The organism is Rothia sp. 11273D007AR (genome assembly GCF_053547255.1).
In genome coordinates, this window is record NZ_JBPPWJ010000001.1 from 154104 (window position 1) to 171617 (window position 17514).

Sequence of the window (17514 nt, forward strand, 5' to 3'; positions counted from 1 at the left end):
GTGCGAACCAGAACAGGAGAAAAGTGGCTAAGCCCCGCGTTCACGAGATCGCTAAAGAACTCGGAATCCCCTCTAAAGAAGCTGTCGCTAAGCTTCAGGAACTTGGCGAGTTCGTCAAGGGTGCATCATCAACCCTTGAACCGCCCGTAGTTAAGAAACTGCGTGCTGCCTTCCCCAACGCCGGTGCCTCCGCAGAGGCCCCCGCCGCTGAGAAGAAGGCTGCTGCCCCCGCGTCCGCCCCCAAGCCCGGTGCATCTGCACCTAAGCCGGGTGCGTCCGCTCCTAAGCCCGGTGCTCCCGCACCCAAGCCGGCTACCCCGGCAGCCCCCAAGCCCGCGGCTGAGGCTGCACCTTCCGCTGAGAAGAAGGACGCCGCCGCGAAGCCCGCTGGCCCCCGCCCCGGCAACAACCCCTTCTCCACCACCCAGGGCATGTCTGCACCTAAGCCGGCAGCCCCTAAGCCCGCAGCTCCCAAGCCCGCTGGCGCTAAGCCCGGCCCCCGCCCCGGCAACAACCCCTTCGCCCCCTCCCAGGGCATGGGCAAGCGCAACGACCGCAATGAGCGCGGTGAAGGCGGCCGTTCAGGTGGTCCTCGCCCCGCAGGCGGCCGTAACGCCCGTGGCAACAACCCCGGCGGCCCCCGTCCTGCCGGCGCCGGTGGCCCCCGCCCCGCAGGTGGACGCAACAACGCCCCCCGCCCTGCAGGCGCAGGTGCCGGTGGCCCCCGTCCTGCCGGCGGCGCACCCCGCCCCGCACCCGCAGGTGGCGGCAACCGCCCCTCACCCAACATGATGCCCACCAAGATGAGCGGTAACGTCGGTGCCCGTGGTGGCGCCGGTGCCCCCTCAGGTGGCGGCCCCCGTCGCGGCTCAGGCGGCCCCGGCGGCGGTAACGGTGGCGGCTTCAACCGCGGCCCCGGTCGCGGTGGCCCCGGTGGCGGTCGCGGCAACGCCCAGGGTGCCTTCGGTCGCGGTGGCGGCAAAAAGAAGAAGGGCAAGACTAAGTCAGCTCTGCGTCGTGAAGAACAGCTGCGTCAGCCTACCATCGGTGGCGTAGCCGTACCCCACGGCGACGGTACCACCGAGATTCGTATGCGTCGCGGTGCCTCACTGATGGACTTCGCCGAGAAGATTGGCGCAAACGCCGCAGCCCTGGTGACCGTACTGATTCACCTGGGCGAAATGGCAACCCAGACCCAGTCCCTCGACGAGGACACCTTCGAGCTGCTCGGCGCCGAACTGGGCTACGTCATCAAGATCGTTTCCCCCGAGGACGAAGAGCGCGAACTGCTCGAATCCTTCGACATCAACCTGGCTGCCGAAGCCGAGGCTGAGGGCGACGAAGTACTTGAAGTACGCCCGCCCGTCGTGACCGTCATGGGTCACGTCGACCACGGTAAGACCCGCCTGCTCGACGCCATCCGCAACACCAACGTCATCGACGGTGAAGCCGGCGGCATCACCCAGCACATCGGTGCTTACCAGATCCACACCGAGGTCGAAGGTGAAGAGCGCTACCTGACCTTCATCGACACCCCCGGTCACGAGGCCTTCACCGCCATGCGTGCCCGCGGTGCCAAGGTCACCGACATCGCGATTCTTGTTGTCGCAGCGGACGACGGCGTTATGCCCCAGACCGTTGAAGCCCTCAACCACGCCCAGGCCGCAGGCGTACCGATCGTTGTTGCCGTCAACAAGATCGATAAGGAAGGCGCTAACCCCGACAAGATCCGCGGTCAGCTCACCGAATACGGCCTGGTACCCGAAGAATACGGTGGCGACACCATGTTCGTAGAGGTCTCAGCCCGCCAGGGTAAGAACATCGACGAACTGCTCGCAGCCGTCACCCTGACCGCCGACGGCGCCCTCGAACTGAAGGCTAACCCCAACAAGGAAGCCCGCGGCGTAGCCATCGAAGCTAACCTCGACAAGGGCCGCGGTGCCGTCACCACCGTCCTCGTCCAGTCCGGTACCCTGCGCGTTGGCGACGCCATCGTCGCAGGCTCCGCCTACGGCCGCGTTCGCGCCATGTTCGATGAGAACGGCAACAACGTTGAAGAGGCTGGCCCCTCACGCCCCGTTCAGGTACTGGGTCTCAACACCGTACCCCGTGCAGGCGACACCTTCCTCTCCACCGAAGAAGAGCGCACCGCCCGCCAGATCGCTGAAAAGCGTGAAGCAGCCGACCGCAACGCCCAGCTGGCCAAGCGTCGCAAGCGCGTTACCCTCGAATCCTTCGACGCCGCCGTGGCCGAAGGCAAGATGGACACCCTCAACCTCATCATCAAGGGCGACGTCTCCGGTGCTGTTGAAGCACTGGAAGAGTCCCTCATGAAGATCGAGGCAGGTGGCGACGAAGTTCAGCTGCGCGTCATCCACCGCGGTGTAGGTGCTATTACCCAGAACGACGTCAACCTGGCAACCGTCGATAACGCAATCATCATCGGCTTCAATGTGCGCCCCGCCGAACGCGTGGCAGAACTTGCCGACCGTGAAGGCGTAGAAATGAAGTTCTACTCCGTCATCTACCGCGCTATCGAAGAAGTCGAAGCTGCCGTCAAGGGTATGCTCAAGCCCGAATACGAAGAAGTCGAACTCGGTTCTGCCGAAATCCGCGAGGTCTTCCGCTCCTCCAAGTGGGGCAACATCGCAGGCTCCATCGTCAAGACCGGCATCATCAAGCGCAACTCCAAGGCCCGCCTGGTACGCGACGGTGCGGTTGTCGCCGACAACCTCACCATCGAATCCCTGCGCCGCTTCAAGGACGACGCCACCGAAGTACGCGAAGGCTACGAGTGTGGTATCGGCCTGGGCTCCTTCAACGACATCAAGGAAGGCGATGTCATTGAAACCTGGGAGATGCAGGAAAAGCCCCGCGTCTAGGCTTCTACCTGGTTGATTATTAAGGACGTCGGCGGGCGGGATGCCCCACCCGCCGGCATCCCTTAACACCAGACCCGGCCAGCCGGATCTGGGGTATTCAGCCCCGTAGACCTACTGGGTAAGCAACCTAGCTCTTCAAAAGCACCCTAGGATTCGCGCCAGCCGCCAAGATAGCAGCTTCGCCGCGAACCCTAGGGTGCCTTTACACTTAAACATAGACACCTCTCTAGAGAAGGAGAACATCATGGCAGATCCGGCACGCGCCGCCCGCCTAGCAGACCGCATCAAGGTCATCGTTGCCCAGGCCCTTGAACGCCGCATCAAGGACCCCCGCCTCGGCTTCATCACCGTCACCGACGCCCGCGTCACCAACGACCTGCAGCACGCCACCATCTACTACACCGTCTTCGGCTCCGAAGAAGAGCAGGCATCCACCAAGGCTGCCCTCGAATCAGCCAAGGGCATCCTGCGCTCAGAAGTTGGCAAGAACATTACCGCGCGTTTGACCCCCACCCTCACCTTTGTGCCCGACGAAGTTCCCGTCAACGCAGCCCACATCGAAGACTTGCTGCGCAAGACCAAGGAACGCGACGCCGAACTGGCTGCTGCCCGTGAAGGCGCCGAATACGCCGGTGGCGAGGACGCCTACAAGAACACTGAGACTGAGGAAGACGAAGCCTAAACCGTGGCCAAGAAAGCACCCACCGGGCCCTCGGGCCTGATCGTTGTTGATAAACCCGCCGGATTGACCAGCCACGATGTGGTTTCCAAGATGCGGTGGATTGCTGGCACCCGCAAAGTCGGGCACGCTGGAACCCTCGACCCCATGGCCACGGGGGTGCTTATTCTTGGCATCAATAAGGCAACCCGCCTACTTACCTGGGTGGTGGGGGAGACCAAAACCTACACCGCCACAATTCGTCTTGGCGTCTCCACCCTCACCGACGACGCGGACGGCGATGCCACCGCTATTGCTCAAGAGGGTACGCTAGCGGCCGTGAGCGAGGACGCCATCAGGCGGCACATCGCCGAGCTGACCGGCGATATCATGCAGGTACCCTCTGCTGTCTCGGCTATCAAAGTGAACGGGGTGCGGTCCTACGCCCGCGTGCGCTCAGGGGAAGACGTCGAACTTGAAGCCCGCCCCATCACTGTGCACTCTTTCGATCTGCACGAAATGCGCCCCACCACCGCTAGCTACCAGCTAGGTGACGAAGAGGTGAGCGCCGACGTCCTCGACCTCGACGTTACCGTTGTGTGTTCAGCAGGTACCTACATCCGGGCCCTAGCCCGCGACCTGGGTGCCGCCCTTGGAACCGGCGCCCATCTTACTGCCCTGCGCCGCACCGCCATCGGCGACATCCGCGCCGAAGACGCTCACACCCTCGACGAACTCATCGCTGGGCGGGAATCAGAACAACCAGCCCCGCTACTGCCCATCGAAGAAGCAGCCCGCCGTCTCTTTGAGGTCCGTCAGCTCACCGCAGCCGAAGCAACCGACCTTGCCAACGGCCGCCGTATCAGCCCTACTGAAGGCAGCGCGCCAGCTAGCCCCAGCCGCACAACCGGCTCCACCGGCGGGCACGACAAACCCACCACCGACGGCATTAGCGCAGCCTTCGCCCCGGACGGTACCCTCGTAGCCCTCATCGAAAACACCCGCTTCCGCCGCGAAAACGTCGCCGCCCCCGTGCTGGTCTTCGAAGCCGGTCGAACCTTCTAGGAGCCCCACACCATGATGATCGCCGGACTCGACCTCTGGTTCTGGATTAGCCTTGCCCTCGGTACCGCCTCTTTTCTGATCTGCCTCACCAGATTCCTCCGCGGTGCTGCCCCCGATGACTGGTCACAGGGATCAGTCATCGTTCTTGAAGCCTTCCTGATTGTTTACCTGGTTGGCTCCATCATTATGCAGACCCTCACCGACGGGCCTAGTGGCGACTGGCTCGAATACTACGGATATCTGCTCACCGCCATGATCATTCCAGTAGGAACCTTCATCTGGTCCCTGGCCGAACGCACCCGCTGGTCAACCCTGGTACTAGGGTTAACCGGGCCGGTGCTGATCATTATGGTGCACCGCATGAATATGCTCTGGTACTACTATTAGGGCGGTTTGGCAGAGACACGTAAGCGCACGCCCTGCGCTCAAGGCCAGAAACGCCAATACGAGCAGCATCAACATTGCATGGGAGATAGAAGAAGACAATGGAGCAAACACAGAACAAAGCTGCCGCTACGAAGAACAGCGGCTTCGGCCGCCTGCTCGTGGTGATCTACGGGGTCTTCACCCTGTCGGCCGGGGCCCGGGCCCTCTACCAGGTCATCCGCAAGTTCGACGAAGCCCCGCTCTCCATCAGCCTGTCAGCTCTCTCAGCCCTCATCTACCTGGTCGCCACTATCGCCCTGGCCAAGAAGGGGGAGGGGGCATGGAAGGTCTCGCTGCTTGCTGTCGGTATCGAAATGGCGGGTGTGCTCCTGATTGGCGTCTTCTCCTACCTGCAACCTCAGCACTTTGAACTGGCCTCCGTTTGGTCTCACTTCGGCTCCGGCTACGGCTATATCCCCTTGGTTCTCCCAATGGTGGGCCTCTGGTGGCTCAACAAAACCCGCCCTGCCCGCACCCGCTAGGGGCCCGCGTCCGTCCGCCCCTCAGCAGAAGCCCCCAAATACGCGTAGTATAGACACGAAGCAACCCAACCGAGGAGCACCGTGAAGCGCTTTACCGATCTCGCCCAGATCCCCGCCGACTTCGGCCCCACCGTGGTCACCATCGGCAACTTCGATGGCGTACACATCGGCCACCAAAAAGTGCTCTCCACCCTGGTCAATACTGCCCGGGTCCATGGCCTGTCATCCGTTGCTGTGTCCTTCGACCCCCACCCCGCCCGCGTCCACGGGCCAGCCGGGGTGCATATTGAAATTATGGGGCAGGACGGCCGCCAGCAGATCCTTGCCGACCTCGGCGTCGACTACTACCTGCTTCTTCACTACAACCTTGCCTTTGCCGCCCAAACCCCCGAAGAATTTGTCAAACGTACTTTCGTTGACGCTCTCAAGGTAAAGTTCGTGGTTATTGGCGATGACGTGCGCTTTGGCACCAAGAACTCCGGCGATCTGAACACCATGAAAGAGCTTGGCCAAAAGTACGGTTTTGAAGTGCTAGTGGTTGAAGACCTGCTCGCCCACGATGACCGCCGCTGCTCATCCACCTCTATCCGTCAGCTCCTAGCTGAGGGCAGGGTCGCTGACGCTGCCTCAATTCTGGGCCGTAACCACTACATGAGCGGTGAAGTGGTGCACGGAGCTGCCCGCGGCCGCGAACTGGGCTTCCCCACAGCCAACATGGATGTTGACTCGGTCGGCCTGGTTCCCGGCGACGGAGTGTATGCAGGCTGGCTGATTGACGAGGCAGGCACCCGCCACCCCGTTGCCGTTTCGGTGGGCACCAACCCCACCTTCGAGGGCATCACCACCCGCCAGGTCGAAGCCCACGTGATCGGCCGCCCCGAAGAAAAGGTGGAAGACTTCAACCTCTACGGGCAACACGTCACCCTCGAATTCGTCGACTACCTGCGCGGCATGGTCGCCTACACCGGCGTCGAGGCGCTGATTGAGCAGATGCACGCCGACGTTGAAAAGGCCAAAACCATCCTCGGCATCAGCTAGAGTACAGAGAAAAGTTCCCGGAATAAGAACTCTTATTCCGGGAACTTTTCTATGAGAGATAATGAGCGCGGCAGGCTCATACTCACTTACCTTGCTGGGCTAAGAGGAGGGTGCTCGGCAGGCTCACGCTCGCTGCCGACCCTCTCGCCGGTTCGCTAGCTGGCTCGCAAGCTCGCCAGATTCGCACCGAGATTTATTTTCCTCGCGCGCTCGGAATCTCGGTGCTCATCACCGGCGATTCACGCCAGCCCCGAGCCAACAGCTTCGCTGTGAGCCTGCCGAACCAGCTTCAACATAAGTGTGCTTGTCGCCCTCCGCCTTCTCCTACATCTCTTCGTGGGTATTCGGGTCAAAGCCGCGGCCCACACCTGCTTCGAGCGCATCGATGCGGGCGACCTGCTCCTCGGTGAGTTCCCAGTCGAAGACCGCCAGGTTTTCTTCCATGCGCAGGGCCTGAGAACTCTTGGGCAGGGGCACCAGGTTCTTCTGGACCTCCCAACGCAGGATAACCTGGGCCACGGTCTTACCGGCCTCAGCGGCGATAGTTTCGAGGGCAGCGTCCTTAAGCAGGTCGGTCTTGCGGCCCAGGGGCGACCAGCACTGGGTCAAAATGGCGTGGTCGAAGTTATAGGCGGCCCAGTCCTGCTTTTGGGAGTAGGGGTGCAGCTCAATCTGGTTGATGGCGGGGGTGACACCGGTTTCTTCAATCAGACGGTCGATGTGCTCGGGCAGGAAGTTGGAGACGCCAATGGACTTGACCAGCCCTTCTTCCTGGGCCTTGATAAGTGCCCGCCAGGTATCGACGTAGAGGCCCTGGGAGGGGTTAGGCCAGTGGATTAGGTAGGCATCCAGGTAGTCGAAACCCATACGGCTGAGGGTGCCTTCGAGGGAACGGAGGGCGGTATCGTAGCCGTGGTCGCGCCCCGGCAGCTTGGACTGCACGAAGATTTCATCGCGCGGGGTGCCTGAGCGTAGCACGCCGCGGGCAACGCCCACTTCGTTCTCGTAGTTCACCGCAGTGTCGATTAAGCGGTAGCCGCGGGCGATGGCTTCAGAGACAGCGATTTCGGCATCTACGTTATTGAGCGGGTAGGTACCTAGCCCTAGGGGAGGGATAGAGGTGCCGTCGCGCAGGGTATGGTTTTGCATTGGTTTTCCTCTCGGGTGGAGTGGGGTGGACGCCCGTTAGCGGCTGAGCAGGTCAAGCACCAGGGTGGCGCTTCGTTCGGCCACGATGGGGGCGTCCATGTGGAAGTCCTGGTCGGCCGCCGGGCCGCAGAGGTCAGAGATACCGCGTACCGCGATAAAGGGCAGAGAGCGACTGGAGCTAATCTGGGCCAGGGCGGTGGTTTCCATATCGGTGGAAAGCGCTTGGGGGAAGAGCTGACGGGTGTCTTTGACGTTGTGGGCGGTAACAAAAGACCCACCGGCCAGCATCTGCCCAAAGAGGGCGCTACCTTCACCGGCGTAGGCCGCTGCGGCAGCGCGGGCCTTCTCAACCAGCACCGGGTCGGTGGCGTAGGTTGCGGGCATGCCGGGAACCTGCCCGAACTCGTAGCCGAAGGCGGTGGCGTCCGCGTCCGTGTAGGTGTAGTCGGTGCCGATAGCCAGGTCGCCCACATTTACGTCGGCGCGCAGGCCGCCGGCGGTACCGGCAGACACAATGACGCGCGGGGTAGGCACCAGCGCCAGGGCAACAGACAGGGCCGTGGCGGCATTGACCAGGCCAATCTTTGAGCGCACCAGCAGAATCTTCAGCTCGTCAGTGCCGGTGGCAAGCACCCGGGGGTAGAAGAGGGCCGCACCCAGGGCGTAGGCCTCACCGACCGGCTCGGTCTTAGCGAGGAAGGGGGCAGCCTCTTCGTCCATGGCTACCTGCACGATAGCGGCGTTATCAAAGCCGCCAGGAAGAGCAAAAGCCGACACTAGGCCATCACCTGCTCCCACTCGTCCTTCTTCTCGAGGAAAACACGAACCGCAGCCTGGGCCTCGTCGAGCGAGTGGTTAGCACCCCAACCGCACTGAACCTCGTTAGCGGCCGGAACCTCATCAGCCTGCAGCAGGTCATTCATCGTAGCCTCAAGAATCTGCATAAAATCGGCAGGCTCAACACCCATGGTCAGGGCGTAGAAACCGGTCTGGCAGCCCATGGGGGAGAAGTCAATCAGAGCGTCGGTGTGATTGCGCATGTGGTGGGCGGTCATGTGCTCAATCGAGTGAACCGCCTTCATGCCCAGGTGCCCCTTGTTCGGCTGGGTGAAACGCACATCGTACTTAATCAGGACGTCCCCACCCGGCAGGGTCTTACGGTCAGCTACGCGCACGTAGGGGGCCGCCACAGCGGTATGATCCAGGTCGAAAGACTCAACATTAGTCTTCTGCTTCTCAAAATTCTCAGTGATTTGCATGCTTACTATTCTCTCGTACTTAGGGAACTCGCGCTAGCTGGAGGAGTAGGCTAAGACATAAGTGTTCACGAACGATTGGAGTACTTCCATGAACGTACTGATTCCCACCGCTGCTGCCTCAGCCGGCCTAATGGGCGGCTACAAGGTTGCCCGTGTTACAAACGTCCGCGCCCTGGGCGGGGTCGCCCTAGCCGCTGGCGGCGCTGCTGCCTTTGCCGGCTGGAAGAAGAACGCGGGAACCGGCACCGCCGCCGCCCTCACCGCCGTCTACCTCGGCGCCTTCGGCTACTCCCACGCCCTGCACAAGAAGATTGGCCCCTGGCCCGCTGTGTGCGCCGTTACCGGTGCTACCGCGCTCGCTTCCCTGGCCTTCGGCCGCGAAAAGAAGTAGCACGGGGAGCCCTCCCTGCCGGCTTGACCAGGTTTGTACCACGCCCTGCCCGCAAACGGTACTAAAAATGGGCCGCGCGCGGTACAAACTGGTGTTGCGGGCACGGCCAAGAGAGCGATGCAGGTGAGCAAGCTACCACCGGGGCCTCTCTTCCCGGTAGCTGGCTTGTACTGTAGAGTTGACTATGCATGTGACTGCAGTCCGTGGCAGTTACCTGCAGCGGCCAAGCCGCCCACCGGCGTCCTTGGCTCTCCACCCGGCAGCAAAAATGTTGACCGGGCCGCACACGGCACTAACTCTAGGAGTTAACCCATGGCTCTTGATCCCAAGATCAAGCAGGAAATCATGAAGGAATACGCAACCCACGAAGGTGACACCGGTTCACCCGAGGTTCAGGTTGCAGTTCTGACTCGTCGTATCACCGACCTGACCGAACACCTCAAGTTCCACAAGCACGACCACCACTCACGTCGTGGTCTGATGATTCTCGTTGGTCGCCGCCGCAACCTGCTCGGCTACCTCAAGAGCGTCGACATCGAGCGTTACCGCGCCCTCATCGAGCGTCTCGGTATCCGCCGATAACACCAGGTTTGTGAGCGTGAGGGCGACACCCCAAGCTACGCATCCGGCTGCCTTGCCGGGAGCCAGTGGCTGACGGTGACGCCCTCACCCACACCTACCACCCAAGAATAGAACTAAGTCGCCGCGTGCTTTGACGGTCCTCGGTAGCGGTTTACAGAAAGCCCCACAGGCGGGGTCTGTGAGCCTCAATCGATGACCGAAGGCGCGGCGCAGACAAGAGAAATGGAGGAACCTTGGAAGGTCCCGAAATTCAGTTTGCAGAAGCAATCATTGACAACGGCAAGTTCGGTAAGCGCGTAGTACGCTTCGAAACCGGCCGCCTGGCCAAGCAGGCCGCAGGCTCTGCCCTGGTCACCATCGACGACGACACCACCCTGCTCTCCGCCACCGCAATTGGTAAGAGCCCCCGTGACGGCTTCGACTTCTTCCCCCTGACCGTAGACGTTGAAGAGCGCATGTACGCAGCCGGCAAAATCCCCGGCTCCTTCTTCCGCCGTGAAGGCCGCCCCTCAACCGAAGCGATCCTGGCTGCGCGTCTGATTGACCGCCCCCTGCGTCCTGCCTTCAAGAAGGGCATCCGCAACGAGGTGCAGGTCGTTGTCACCGTGCTCACCATCGAGCCCGACGAAATCTACAACACCGTCGCAATCAATGCAGCATCCTGCTCCACCACCCTGTCAGGTGCCCCTTTCGCTGGCCCCGTCGGCGGCGTCCGCGTCGCCCTGATTGACGGCCAGTGGGTTGCCTTCCCCAAGCACTCCCAGCTTGAGAACGCTGTCTTCGATATGGCTGTAGCCGGTCGCGTTGTGACCAAGGCAGACGGTACCGAAGACGTCGCCATCATGATGGTTGAGGCGGAAGCTACCGATAACTCCTGGAAGCTCATCAAGGAAGACGGCGCCACCGCCCCGACCGAAGAAGTTGTTGCTGAAGGCCTCGAAGCCGCCAAGCCCTTCATCGCTGCCCTTTGCAAGGCCCAGGCTGACCTGGCCGAGCGCGCTGGCAAGCCCGCCCTGGAACTGCCCATCTTCGGTGAACGCGCCGCAGAAATTGACCAAGCAGTCAAGGCTTTCGAGCCCAAGATCGTTGAGGTCTACTCCATCGCCGGTAAGCAGGACCGCGAAACCGCGTCCGCTGACCTGCAGCAGGAAATCGTTGAAACCCTGGCCACAGAAGGCAAGGAATTCGAGGGCCGCGAAGACGAAGTTAACGCAGCCTTCAACGCCCTGACCAAGCACGTTGTGCGTCAGCGCATCCTCACCGACCAGGTTCGTATTGACGGCCGCGGTCTAACCGACATCCGCCAGCTCACCGCTGAGGTTGAGGTTCTGCCCCGCGTCCACGGCTCCGCTATCTTCGAGCGTGGCGAAACCCAGATCATGGGCGTTACCACCCTCAACATGCTCAAGATGGAGCAGCAGCTGGACTCCCTCTACCCGGTCAAGTCCAAGCGCTACATCCACCACTACAACTTCCCGCCCTACTCAACCGGCGAAACCGGCCGCGTTGGCTCACCCAAGCGCCGCGAAATCGGTCACGGTGCTCTCGCCGAGCGCGCAATCACCCCGATTCTGCCCTCACGCGAGGAATTCCCCTACGCAATCCGCCAGGTTTCAGAGGCCCTGGGCTCCAACGGTTCAACCTCCATGGGTTCCGTTTGTGCCTCAACCCTCTCCCTGCTGAACGCCGGTGTGCCCCTGCGCGCCCCCGTCGCCGGTATCGCCATGGGTCTTGTCTCCGACGAGGTCAACGGTGAAACCCGTTACGCAGCCCTGACCGACATTCTTGGTGCTGAGGATGCCCTGGGTGATATGGACTTCAAGGTCGCAGGTACCTCCGAGTTCGTCACCGCTATCCAGCTGGACACCAAGCTCGACGGCATCCCCGCCTCCGTCCTGGCAGGCGCCCTGACCCAGGCACGTGAAGCCCGCCTGCACATCCTCGAGGTCATCAATGCAGCAATCGACGCTCCCGACGAGATGAGCGACTACGCACCCCGCGTCATCTCCGTTCAGGTACCCGTTGCCAAGATCGGTGAGGTCATCGGCCCCAAGGGCAAGATGATTAACCAGATCCAGGAAGACACCGGTACTGACATCTCCATCGAGGACGACGGCACCGTCTACATCGGCGCTACCGACGGCCCCTCCGCAGAGGCAGCCCGCGCAGCAATCAACGCGATTGCTAACCCGCAGGTTCCCGAGGTCGGCGAACGCTATCTGGGTACCGTCGTGAAGACCACCACCTTCGGTGCCTTCGTCTCACTGACCCCCGGTAAGGACGGCCTGCTGCATATCTCCGAGCTGCGCAAGCTCAACGACGGCAAGCGCGTAGACGACGTCGAGGACGTCGTCGGCGTAGGCCAGAAGGTCCAGGTCGAGATCTCCAAGATCGACGACCGCGGCAAGCTGTCACTGGTACCCGTCGTAGCCGAAGGCGAAGAGAGCGGCGACGAAGAGTAATGACCGCTCCGTAGCTTCTACCGTACGAAGCAGATAGAGGGGGCAGACACCGGGTGTCTGCCCCCTCTTACTCGTTCAATTTCTTACTTTCCCCATCAGAAAGACCTGACTGATATGCCCGTCCTTCTACCCCTTGAAACCGCTGACCTCACCGACGAGCTCAACTACCGCACCGGCCGTCTCATCTACGCCGGTGGGGGAGGCAACGAAGTGCGCCGTTCCGTACTGCCTGGCGGCGTCCGCGTCATCACCGAACGCATGCCCTCCCAACGCAGCGTCTCCATAGGTTTCTGGGTCGGGGTAGGCTCCCGCGACGAACAGCCCGGCATGCTAGGCTCCACCCACTTCCTCGAACACCTGCTCTTCAAGGGCACCGAAAACCGCACCGCCCTCGACATCGCCCACGCCTTTGATAGGGTAGGCGGCGAATCCAACGCCCTCACCGCCAAGGAGCACACCTGCTACTACGCCCGTGTGCTCGACGAAGACACCCCCATGGCTATCGACGTCATCGCCGACATGGTCACCGGCGCCAAGCTCGACCCTGCCCTACTGGAACAGGAACGCGGCGTCATCCTCGAAGAAATTGCCATGGATCAGGACGACCCCACCGACGTCGCCTTTGAATCCTTCATCGAACAGCTTATGGGCAACAACCCGCTGGGCCGCCCCATCGGCGGCACCCCGCAGGAAATCACCGACGTTGCCCGCGACAAGGTCTGGGAACACTACAAGAAGTTCTACACCCCCGACCGCCTGGTCATCTCAGCAGCAGGCAGCCTCAACCACACCGAAATCGTCAACCTGGTGCTTGAGTCCCTAGCCAACCGCGGCTGGGACCTCACCGAAGGGGCCCTACCTGCCCCACGCCGCGTCCGCCAACAGAGCAACATCGTGCCCGGTGCCCGCGAAAAAACCCTCGAAAAGGGTTTTGAGCAGACCAACATCGTGATGGGCTGCCCCGGCCTCATCGCCGGCGACGAGCGCCGCTACGCCATGAGCGTGCTCAACTCCGCCCTGGGCGGGGGTATGTCGTCCCGCCTCTTCCAGGAAATCCGCGAAAAGCGGGGCCTTGCCTACTCCACCTTCTCCTTTACCGGATCCTACTCAGACGCCGGCTACTTCGGTATGTACGCTGGTTGTCTCCCTTCCAAGGCAGAGCAGGTTACCGAGCTTATGCGCTCTACTTTTGATGAGTTTGTACGCGACGGTATCACGCAGGAAGAACTTGACAAGGTCGTAGGGCAGCTGGGAGGTTCTACCGTTCTAGGAAGCGAGGACGCCGGATCCCGCATGAGCCGCCTGGGCCGGGCAGAACTGGACTCGGGTAAGTTCCTCTCGATCGATGAACTGCTCGATGGGGTTCGGTCAGTAACCGCCGACCAGGTCAATGACCTGGCCCGCTACCTGGCAGACCAGGAGTGGGTCACGACCATCGTCAAATAAACTTTAGGGAGGGCGCCTGCTTATCTGCGGGCGTCCTTCTTTTTGCGCTCTCTACGGGTAGCTCACCGCTTTGTACCGTGCCCTGCCCACTTTCGGGGCTAAATCTGGGCAGCACGTGGTACAAAGTGAGGGAAAGCAGAGCAGGCGGACGGGGCCCCTCCCCGAAGCGAGTAAACGACAGCTGGTCAACCCCTGTGGATAGAAGGCGAAACAAAGCGTCTTCACTGCACCAAAAGAACGACCCAAAGACCCCTGGCTAGGCACAAGATTCCTATCTGCTATCCACAAGCTGCCGTATGGTAGAAAACCTCAGACACGGTGAGCCAAACTCACCCTATGCGGATCGCTGAACCTCTAACCTTCGTTTCCACCCGTGCCGAACTTGTAGCCGCCGGCCTATGCAACTCCACCATCACACGCAAAATGCACCGCGGCGAGCTCGTGCAATTACGCCCCGGCATATTCTGCCCAAGCTCTATCTATAACTCTCTGCGACCAGCCGAGCGATACCCCTACGCCATAGCTGCCTATGCAAAACAGAACCCTGATGCTATCTTCAGCCACAGGAGCGCTGCCTGGCTCCATGGCCTTAGCGTCATTGCTTCAGAGAACCTGGTCGATATCCTGGCTGGCTCGAATACTCGAGGCCGCGCTCAAGGAATCATCAAGCATTACACTGTAAAACCTTCTGTGCCTATCGCATACATATCAGGAACAGTGCGAGCAACTAGCCTGCTACAGACACTCGATGACTGTGCGAGATACCTGGAGCTGAGCGAATCGGTGTGCATTATCAACTCGGCTTTGAATCGGCAACTTACAACGAGTGAAGCTGTAGAAGAGCGGCTGTATAGGCTCAAAGGCCGGGGAGCACGCCGAGCGCGGGCTATACTTCCGTATCTCAGTAGCCTGTGCGAAAGCCCCGGTGAAACTCTTCTATTGATCGCAATTATTGACGGTGGTCTACCGAGACCTGCACAGCAAGTAAACGTAGTGGTTGGAGGTAGGGTATATAGACCTGATTTTCTGTACGAGGATGAGAAGGTCATCGTTGAGTTTGACGGCCACATCAAATACACGGACTACGGGCCTACCGATCGGGCTGTTATGTCAGAGCGCAGGCGTGAGAAACAGCTGCAGAATCAGGGCTGGATTGTTCTTCGGTATAGCTGGGCGCAGGTGAGAAACCATCCGGAGCAGGTAGCCAGTGAAATTGCTGCAATGCTTGAACTGCGCAGAGGGGCACCGCTCTAGCTACTTTGTACCGCGCCCTGCTCACATTTGGGGCTAAATCTGGGCAGCACGTGGTACAAAGTGAGGGGAAAAGCGGGCAAACGCGGGAAGGACGCCGGGAGCCGGGGAACAGCCCGTGACACGGCACAGACCTGACGGCCCGGCCCTGCAACGACCTTACCCCGCCAGCGCCTTCGCCACCGCGTCCTTGACGGTCTGGGCGTAGACGGTCAGGCCCTCGTTTTGCGGGTGCACGCCGTCGGAGACCAGGTACTCGGGGTGGCCCTTGGCCGCTGCCTGCCAGTCGGCAATAAAGACCGTATCGGGGTTCTGCGCCGCGAACTCGCGAATCACCTGGTTAGAGGGCTCAATCCAGGTCAGGTTTGCCGGGCCAACGCCGGTCACCAGCACAATCTTGCGCTCCCCGTTAGGCGACACTGATGCCTTGAGCTGTTCTAGCTGATCTACGGTGAAAGTAGAGTTGGCGGTTACCGACAGTACAAGTACCTCACGCATCTGCCCCGAATCTACCAGCTGCTCAATAATGGGCAGGGCAGCGGAGCTAGTACGGGAAACTTCCGCATTGACCAGGGCCTGGGGCATAGCCTCGCCCAGGGCAATCGAAGAAGCCAGCGTGACCGAGTCACCCACAATCGTCACCTGGGAACCATCAACGGCGGCAGACGGCGCGATGGATGAACTAGGGGAGGGGCTGGCGCTTTCAGTCGGTTCAGCCGAGGCGCTGGGGCTGACAGAAGAGCTGGGAGCAGCTGATGCGGTAGTCGGCTGGGGTGCAGGCGCGGACGCCTGCGCGTAGTTGGCACCGGCTGCCACCACGGCTTCAGCCTGGGTCATGGCAGGTGCGGTACGCACTGCAAAAACAGTGGAAATGAGGGTTACACCGGCAAGGACGGCTGCGCCCACCGGCAGGGCCCGGCCAGTCGGTGCCACCATGGCTGAGAACCAGGCTGATAGTGCCCCGCGGAAACCCAGATGACGAACAGGCTGCTCCACATACATGTAGGACAGACCTGCAACAATCAGGGTCAAGAACAGCACACCGACGTTCACCCAGGGGGAGCGCGCCGCGCCAAAGGTGTAGTGGGCGAGCACCATCAGGGGCCAATGCCAGAGGTAGATACCGTAGGAGCGCTGGCCGATCCAGCGCAGGGGAGCTAGGGACAGCAGGCCCCGAAAGAGCCCGGAGGTGCCGCCGCGGACGTCCGGAAGCAGGGCCTGAATAATGCCCATACCCAAAAGAGAGCCCACCAGCAGGCCCCAGGGCATGAGCCAGGAGCTGTGGTCTGAAAGGGTGAGTGCAAAGGGAATGACGGCGACCAGGCTCACCCAGCCGACCAGCTGACGCAGCCAGCCCCAGATACCGTTGCCGTAGCCGACCAGGGGGTAGAGGCGGTCATCAACGGGCGGGTACATGGACCAGGGAATCATCATGGCCAGTAGCACGCCCAGCATGAGCCCGTAGAGGTGGGTATCGGTGCCGTAGTAGAGGCGGGTGCTAGAGGCACCCAATAGCCCCAGTACGACCGCAGCCAGCAGCGACAGGGCGCCCAAAACGCCAGGAACCAGAGCTCGCTGCCACCACTTAGCGGTAAACATAAAGACAAAGACCATCACCACGGGCCAGAACAGGTAGAACTGCTCTTCAACCGCCAGTGACCAGAAATTGGTCATGAGCTCAGGGGAGGTCTGCGTGAAATAGTCGTTACCGGCCCAGATCAGCAGCCAGTTCGACGAATAGGTAAAAGCACCGAGAATCTGACGGCCCAGGCCGACCTGCGCGTCGCCGCCCACGAGCAGGGCCAAAGAACCTACTACCAGGGTCAGCAGGGCAAAAGCCGGCACCAGGCGGCGCAGACGCCGCACCCAGAAAGAAACGATATCCATCTTGCCGGTGTAGGCACCCTCGCGCAGTAGTAGGGCAGTAATCAGATAACCCGAGATAACGAAGAAAATATCAACGCCAATCATGCCCCCGGGCAGGTACTGGGGCCAGAAATGGTACACCAGCACCAGCAGCACCGCGATAGCGCGTACGCCGTCGAGACCGCGCAGGACAAAGCGTCGCTGCCCCTCGTGGGGGTGCACGGCAGAGTAAAAAACGTGATCGTCTTTCATAGTTCCCTTGGGTTGGTGAGCTGGGGTGCAGGCGCACCTTTCTAGTGTAAGAGCTGGCAGGCTTATCTTGTGTCGCACCCGCCGGGTCTTTTAGCACTCAACGGGCCGAAGGCGGTTTCGGATGCTGAAATACCCCCGCCTACTTTCGGGTATTAGCGCAGGTGAAAGGACGCTTGGGTGCGGCAGAGCGTGCAGCGAGGCTACCCCGTTCGCTAGAGTAGTGTGATGTGGCTTGTTGATGCGATACCTGCGCCAGCCGGTGCTGTGCGCGTGAGCGAGTACCCGCCAGGTGCCGCTCGGCACCC

General features: G+C 61.3%; 15 protein-coding genes. 11 read left to right on the forward strand and 4 right to left on the reverse strand.

Annotated features, from left to right (window positions below):
* The first annotated feature begins 23 nt into the window (after window positions 1–23).
* The 6 genes from infB (at window position 24) to ACED88_RS00745 (ending at window position 6551) form a co-directional block, all read left to right on the forward strand.
* Window positions 24–2882, forward strand: coding sequence for a translation initiation factor IF-2 (gene infB / locus ACED88_RS00720; RefSeq protein ID WP_449108456.1), 2859 nt, complete (start codon window positions 24–26; stop codon window positions 2880–2882).
* Between the two features lie 244 nt (window positions 2883–3126).
* Window positions 3127–3564: a 30S ribosome-binding factor RbfA gene (rbfA, locus tag ACED88_RS00725; protein WP_237198489.1), complete on the forward strand. Its 438-nt coding sequence runs from the start codon at window positions 3127–3129 to the stop codon at window positions 3562–3564.
* Between the two features lie 3 nt (window positions 3565–3567).
* Complete coding sequence (truB, locus tag ACED88_RS00730; protein WP_449108457.1) at window positions 3568–4605, forward strand: tRNA pseudouridine(55) synthase TruB; 1038 nt, start codon at window positions 3568–3570, stop codon at window positions 4603–4605.
* Window positions 4606–4617: 12 nt separating this feature from the next.
* On the forward strand, window positions 4618–4992 hold the full coding sequence (locus tag ACED88_RS00735; protein ID WP_237692981.1) for a hypothetical protein: 375 nt from the start codon (window positions 4618–4620) through the stop codon (window positions 4990–4992).
* Between the two features lie 98 nt (window positions 4993–5090).
* Window positions 5091–5513, forward strand: a complete 423-nt coding sequence (locus ACED88_RS00740; protein WP_449108458.1) for a hypothetical protein — start codon at window positions 5091–5093, stop codon at window positions 5511–5513.
* An 81-nt stretch (window positions 5514–5594) separates the two neighbouring features.
* Complete coding sequence (locus ACED88_RS00745) at window positions 5595–6551, forward strand: bifunctional riboflavin kinase/FAD synthetase (RefSeq protein ID WP_449108459.1); 957 nt, start codon at window positions 5595–5597, stop codon at window positions 6549–6551.
* 324 nt (window positions 6552–6875) lie between these two features.
* On the opposite strand, the gene ACED88_RS00750 is transcribed toward ACED88_RS00745, so the two are convergent.
* Genes ACED88_RS00750 through ACED88_RS00760 form a run of 3 tightly spaced genes read right to left on the reverse strand, consistent with a single transcriptional unit; the run spans window position 6876 to window position 8959 of the window.
* Complete coding sequence (locus ACED88_RS00750; protein ID WP_449108460.1) at window positions 6876–7700, reverse strand: aldo/keto reductase; 825 nt, start codon at window positions 7698–7700, stop codon at window positions 6876–6878.
* A gap of 36 nt (window positions 7701–7736) precedes the next feature.
* Window positions 7737–8477 (reverse strand): 5'-methylthioadenosine/S-adenosylhomocysteine nucleosidase, encoded by a 741-nt coding sequence (mtnN, locus tag ACED88_RS00755; protein WP_449108461.1) that lies wholly within the window; start codon window positions 8475–8477, stop codon window positions 7737–7739.
* A complete protein-coding gene (locus ACED88_RS00760) occupies window positions 8477–8959 on the reverse strand; it encodes an S-ribosylhomocysteine lyase (protein ID WP_449108462.1) in 483 nt (160 codons plus the stop codon). The genes mtnN and ACED88_RS00760 overlap by 1 nt, the downstream gene beginning before the upstream one ends.
* 88 nt (window positions 8960–9047) lie before the next feature.
* Here ACED88_RS00760 and ACED88_RS00765 point away from each other — a divergent pair, with 88 nt between their 5' ends.
* From ACED88_RS00765 to ACED88_RS00785, 5 genes are all read left to right on the forward strand, one after another.
* On the forward strand, window positions 9048–9350 hold the full coding sequence (locus ACED88_RS00765) for a hypothetical protein (RefSeq protein ID WP_237186860.1): 303 nt from the start codon (window positions 9048–9050) through the stop codon (window positions 9348–9350).
* A 312-nt stretch (window positions 9351–9662) separates the two neighbouring features.
* The gene (gene rpsO / locus ACED88_RS00770; RefSeq protein ID WP_135012745.1) at window positions 9663–9932 is read left to right on the forward strand and encodes a 30S ribosomal protein S15; all 270 of its coding nucleotides are present in this window, start codon (window positions 9663–9665) and stop codon (window positions 9930–9932) included.
* A 233-nt stretch (window positions 9933–10165) separates the two neighbouring features.
* Entirely contained in the window at window positions 10166–12394 is a 2229-nt protein-coding gene (locus tag ACED88_RS00775) for a polyribonucleotide nucleotidyltransferase (protein ID WP_449108463.1), read from the forward strand.
* Window positions 12395–12508: 114 nt separating this feature from the next.
* Window positions 12509–13840, forward strand: coding sequence for a M16 family metallopeptidase (locus ACED88_RS00780; protein ID WP_449108464.1), 1332 nt, complete (start codon window positions 12509–12511; stop codon window positions 13838–13840).
* 939 nt (window positions 13841–14779) lie between these two features.
* Window positions 14780–15094: an endonuclease domain-containing protein gene (locus ACED88_RS00785; RefSeq protein WP_449108465.1), complete on the forward strand. Its 315-nt coding sequence runs from the start codon at window positions 14780–14782 to the stop codon at window positions 15092–15094.
* A gap of 156 nt (window positions 15095–15250) precedes the next feature.
* Here ACED88_RS00785 and ACED88_RS00790 read toward each other — a convergent pair whose 3' ends face one another.
* A complete protein-coding gene (locus tag ACED88_RS00790) occupies window positions 15251–17209 on the reverse strand; it encodes an acyltransferase family protein (RefSeq protein ID WP_449108466.1) in 1959 nt (652 codons plus the stop codon).
* Window positions 17210–17514: the final 305 nt, after the last annotated feature.

Excerpts from the sequence above, each read along its gene's own strand:
- rbfA (WP_237198489.1), top strand. The coding sequence starts at position 3,127 with ATGGCAGATCCGGCACGCGCCGCCCGCCTAGCAGACCGCATCAAGGTC.
- ACED88_RS00735 (WP_237692981.1), top strand. The coding sequence starts at position 4,618 with ATGATGATCGCCGGACTCGACCTCTGGTTCTGGATTAGCCTTGCCCTC.
- ACED88_RS00740 (WP_449108458.1), top strand. The coding sequence starts at position 5,091 with ATGGAGCAAACACAGAACAAAGCTGCCGCTACGAAGAACAGCGGCTTC.
- ACED88_RS00750 (WP_449108460.1), bottom strand. The coding sequence starts at position 7,700 with ATGCAAAACCATACCCTGCGCGACGGCACCTCTATCCCTCCCCTAGGG.
- ACED88_RS00760 (WP_449108462.1), bottom strand. The coding sequence starts at position 8,959 with ATGCAAATCACTGAGAATTTTGAGAAGCAGAAGACTAATGTTGAGTCT.
- ACED88_RS00765 (WP_237186860.1), top strand. The coding sequence starts at position 9,048 with ATGAACGTACTGATTCCCACCGCTGCTGCCTCAGCCGGCCTAATGGGC.
- rpsO (WP_135012745.1), top strand. The coding sequence starts at position 9,663 with ATGGCTCTTGATCCCAAGATCAAGCAGGAAATCATGAAGGAATACGCA.
- ACED88_RS00780 (WP_449108464.1), top strand. The coding sequence starts at position 12,509 with ATGCCCGTCCTTCTACCCCTTGAAACCGCTGACCTCACCGACGAGCTC.
- ACED88_RS00790 (WP_449108466.1), bottom strand. The coding sequence starts at position 17,209 with ATGAAAGACGATCACGTTTTTTACTCTGCCGTGCACCCCCACGAGGGG.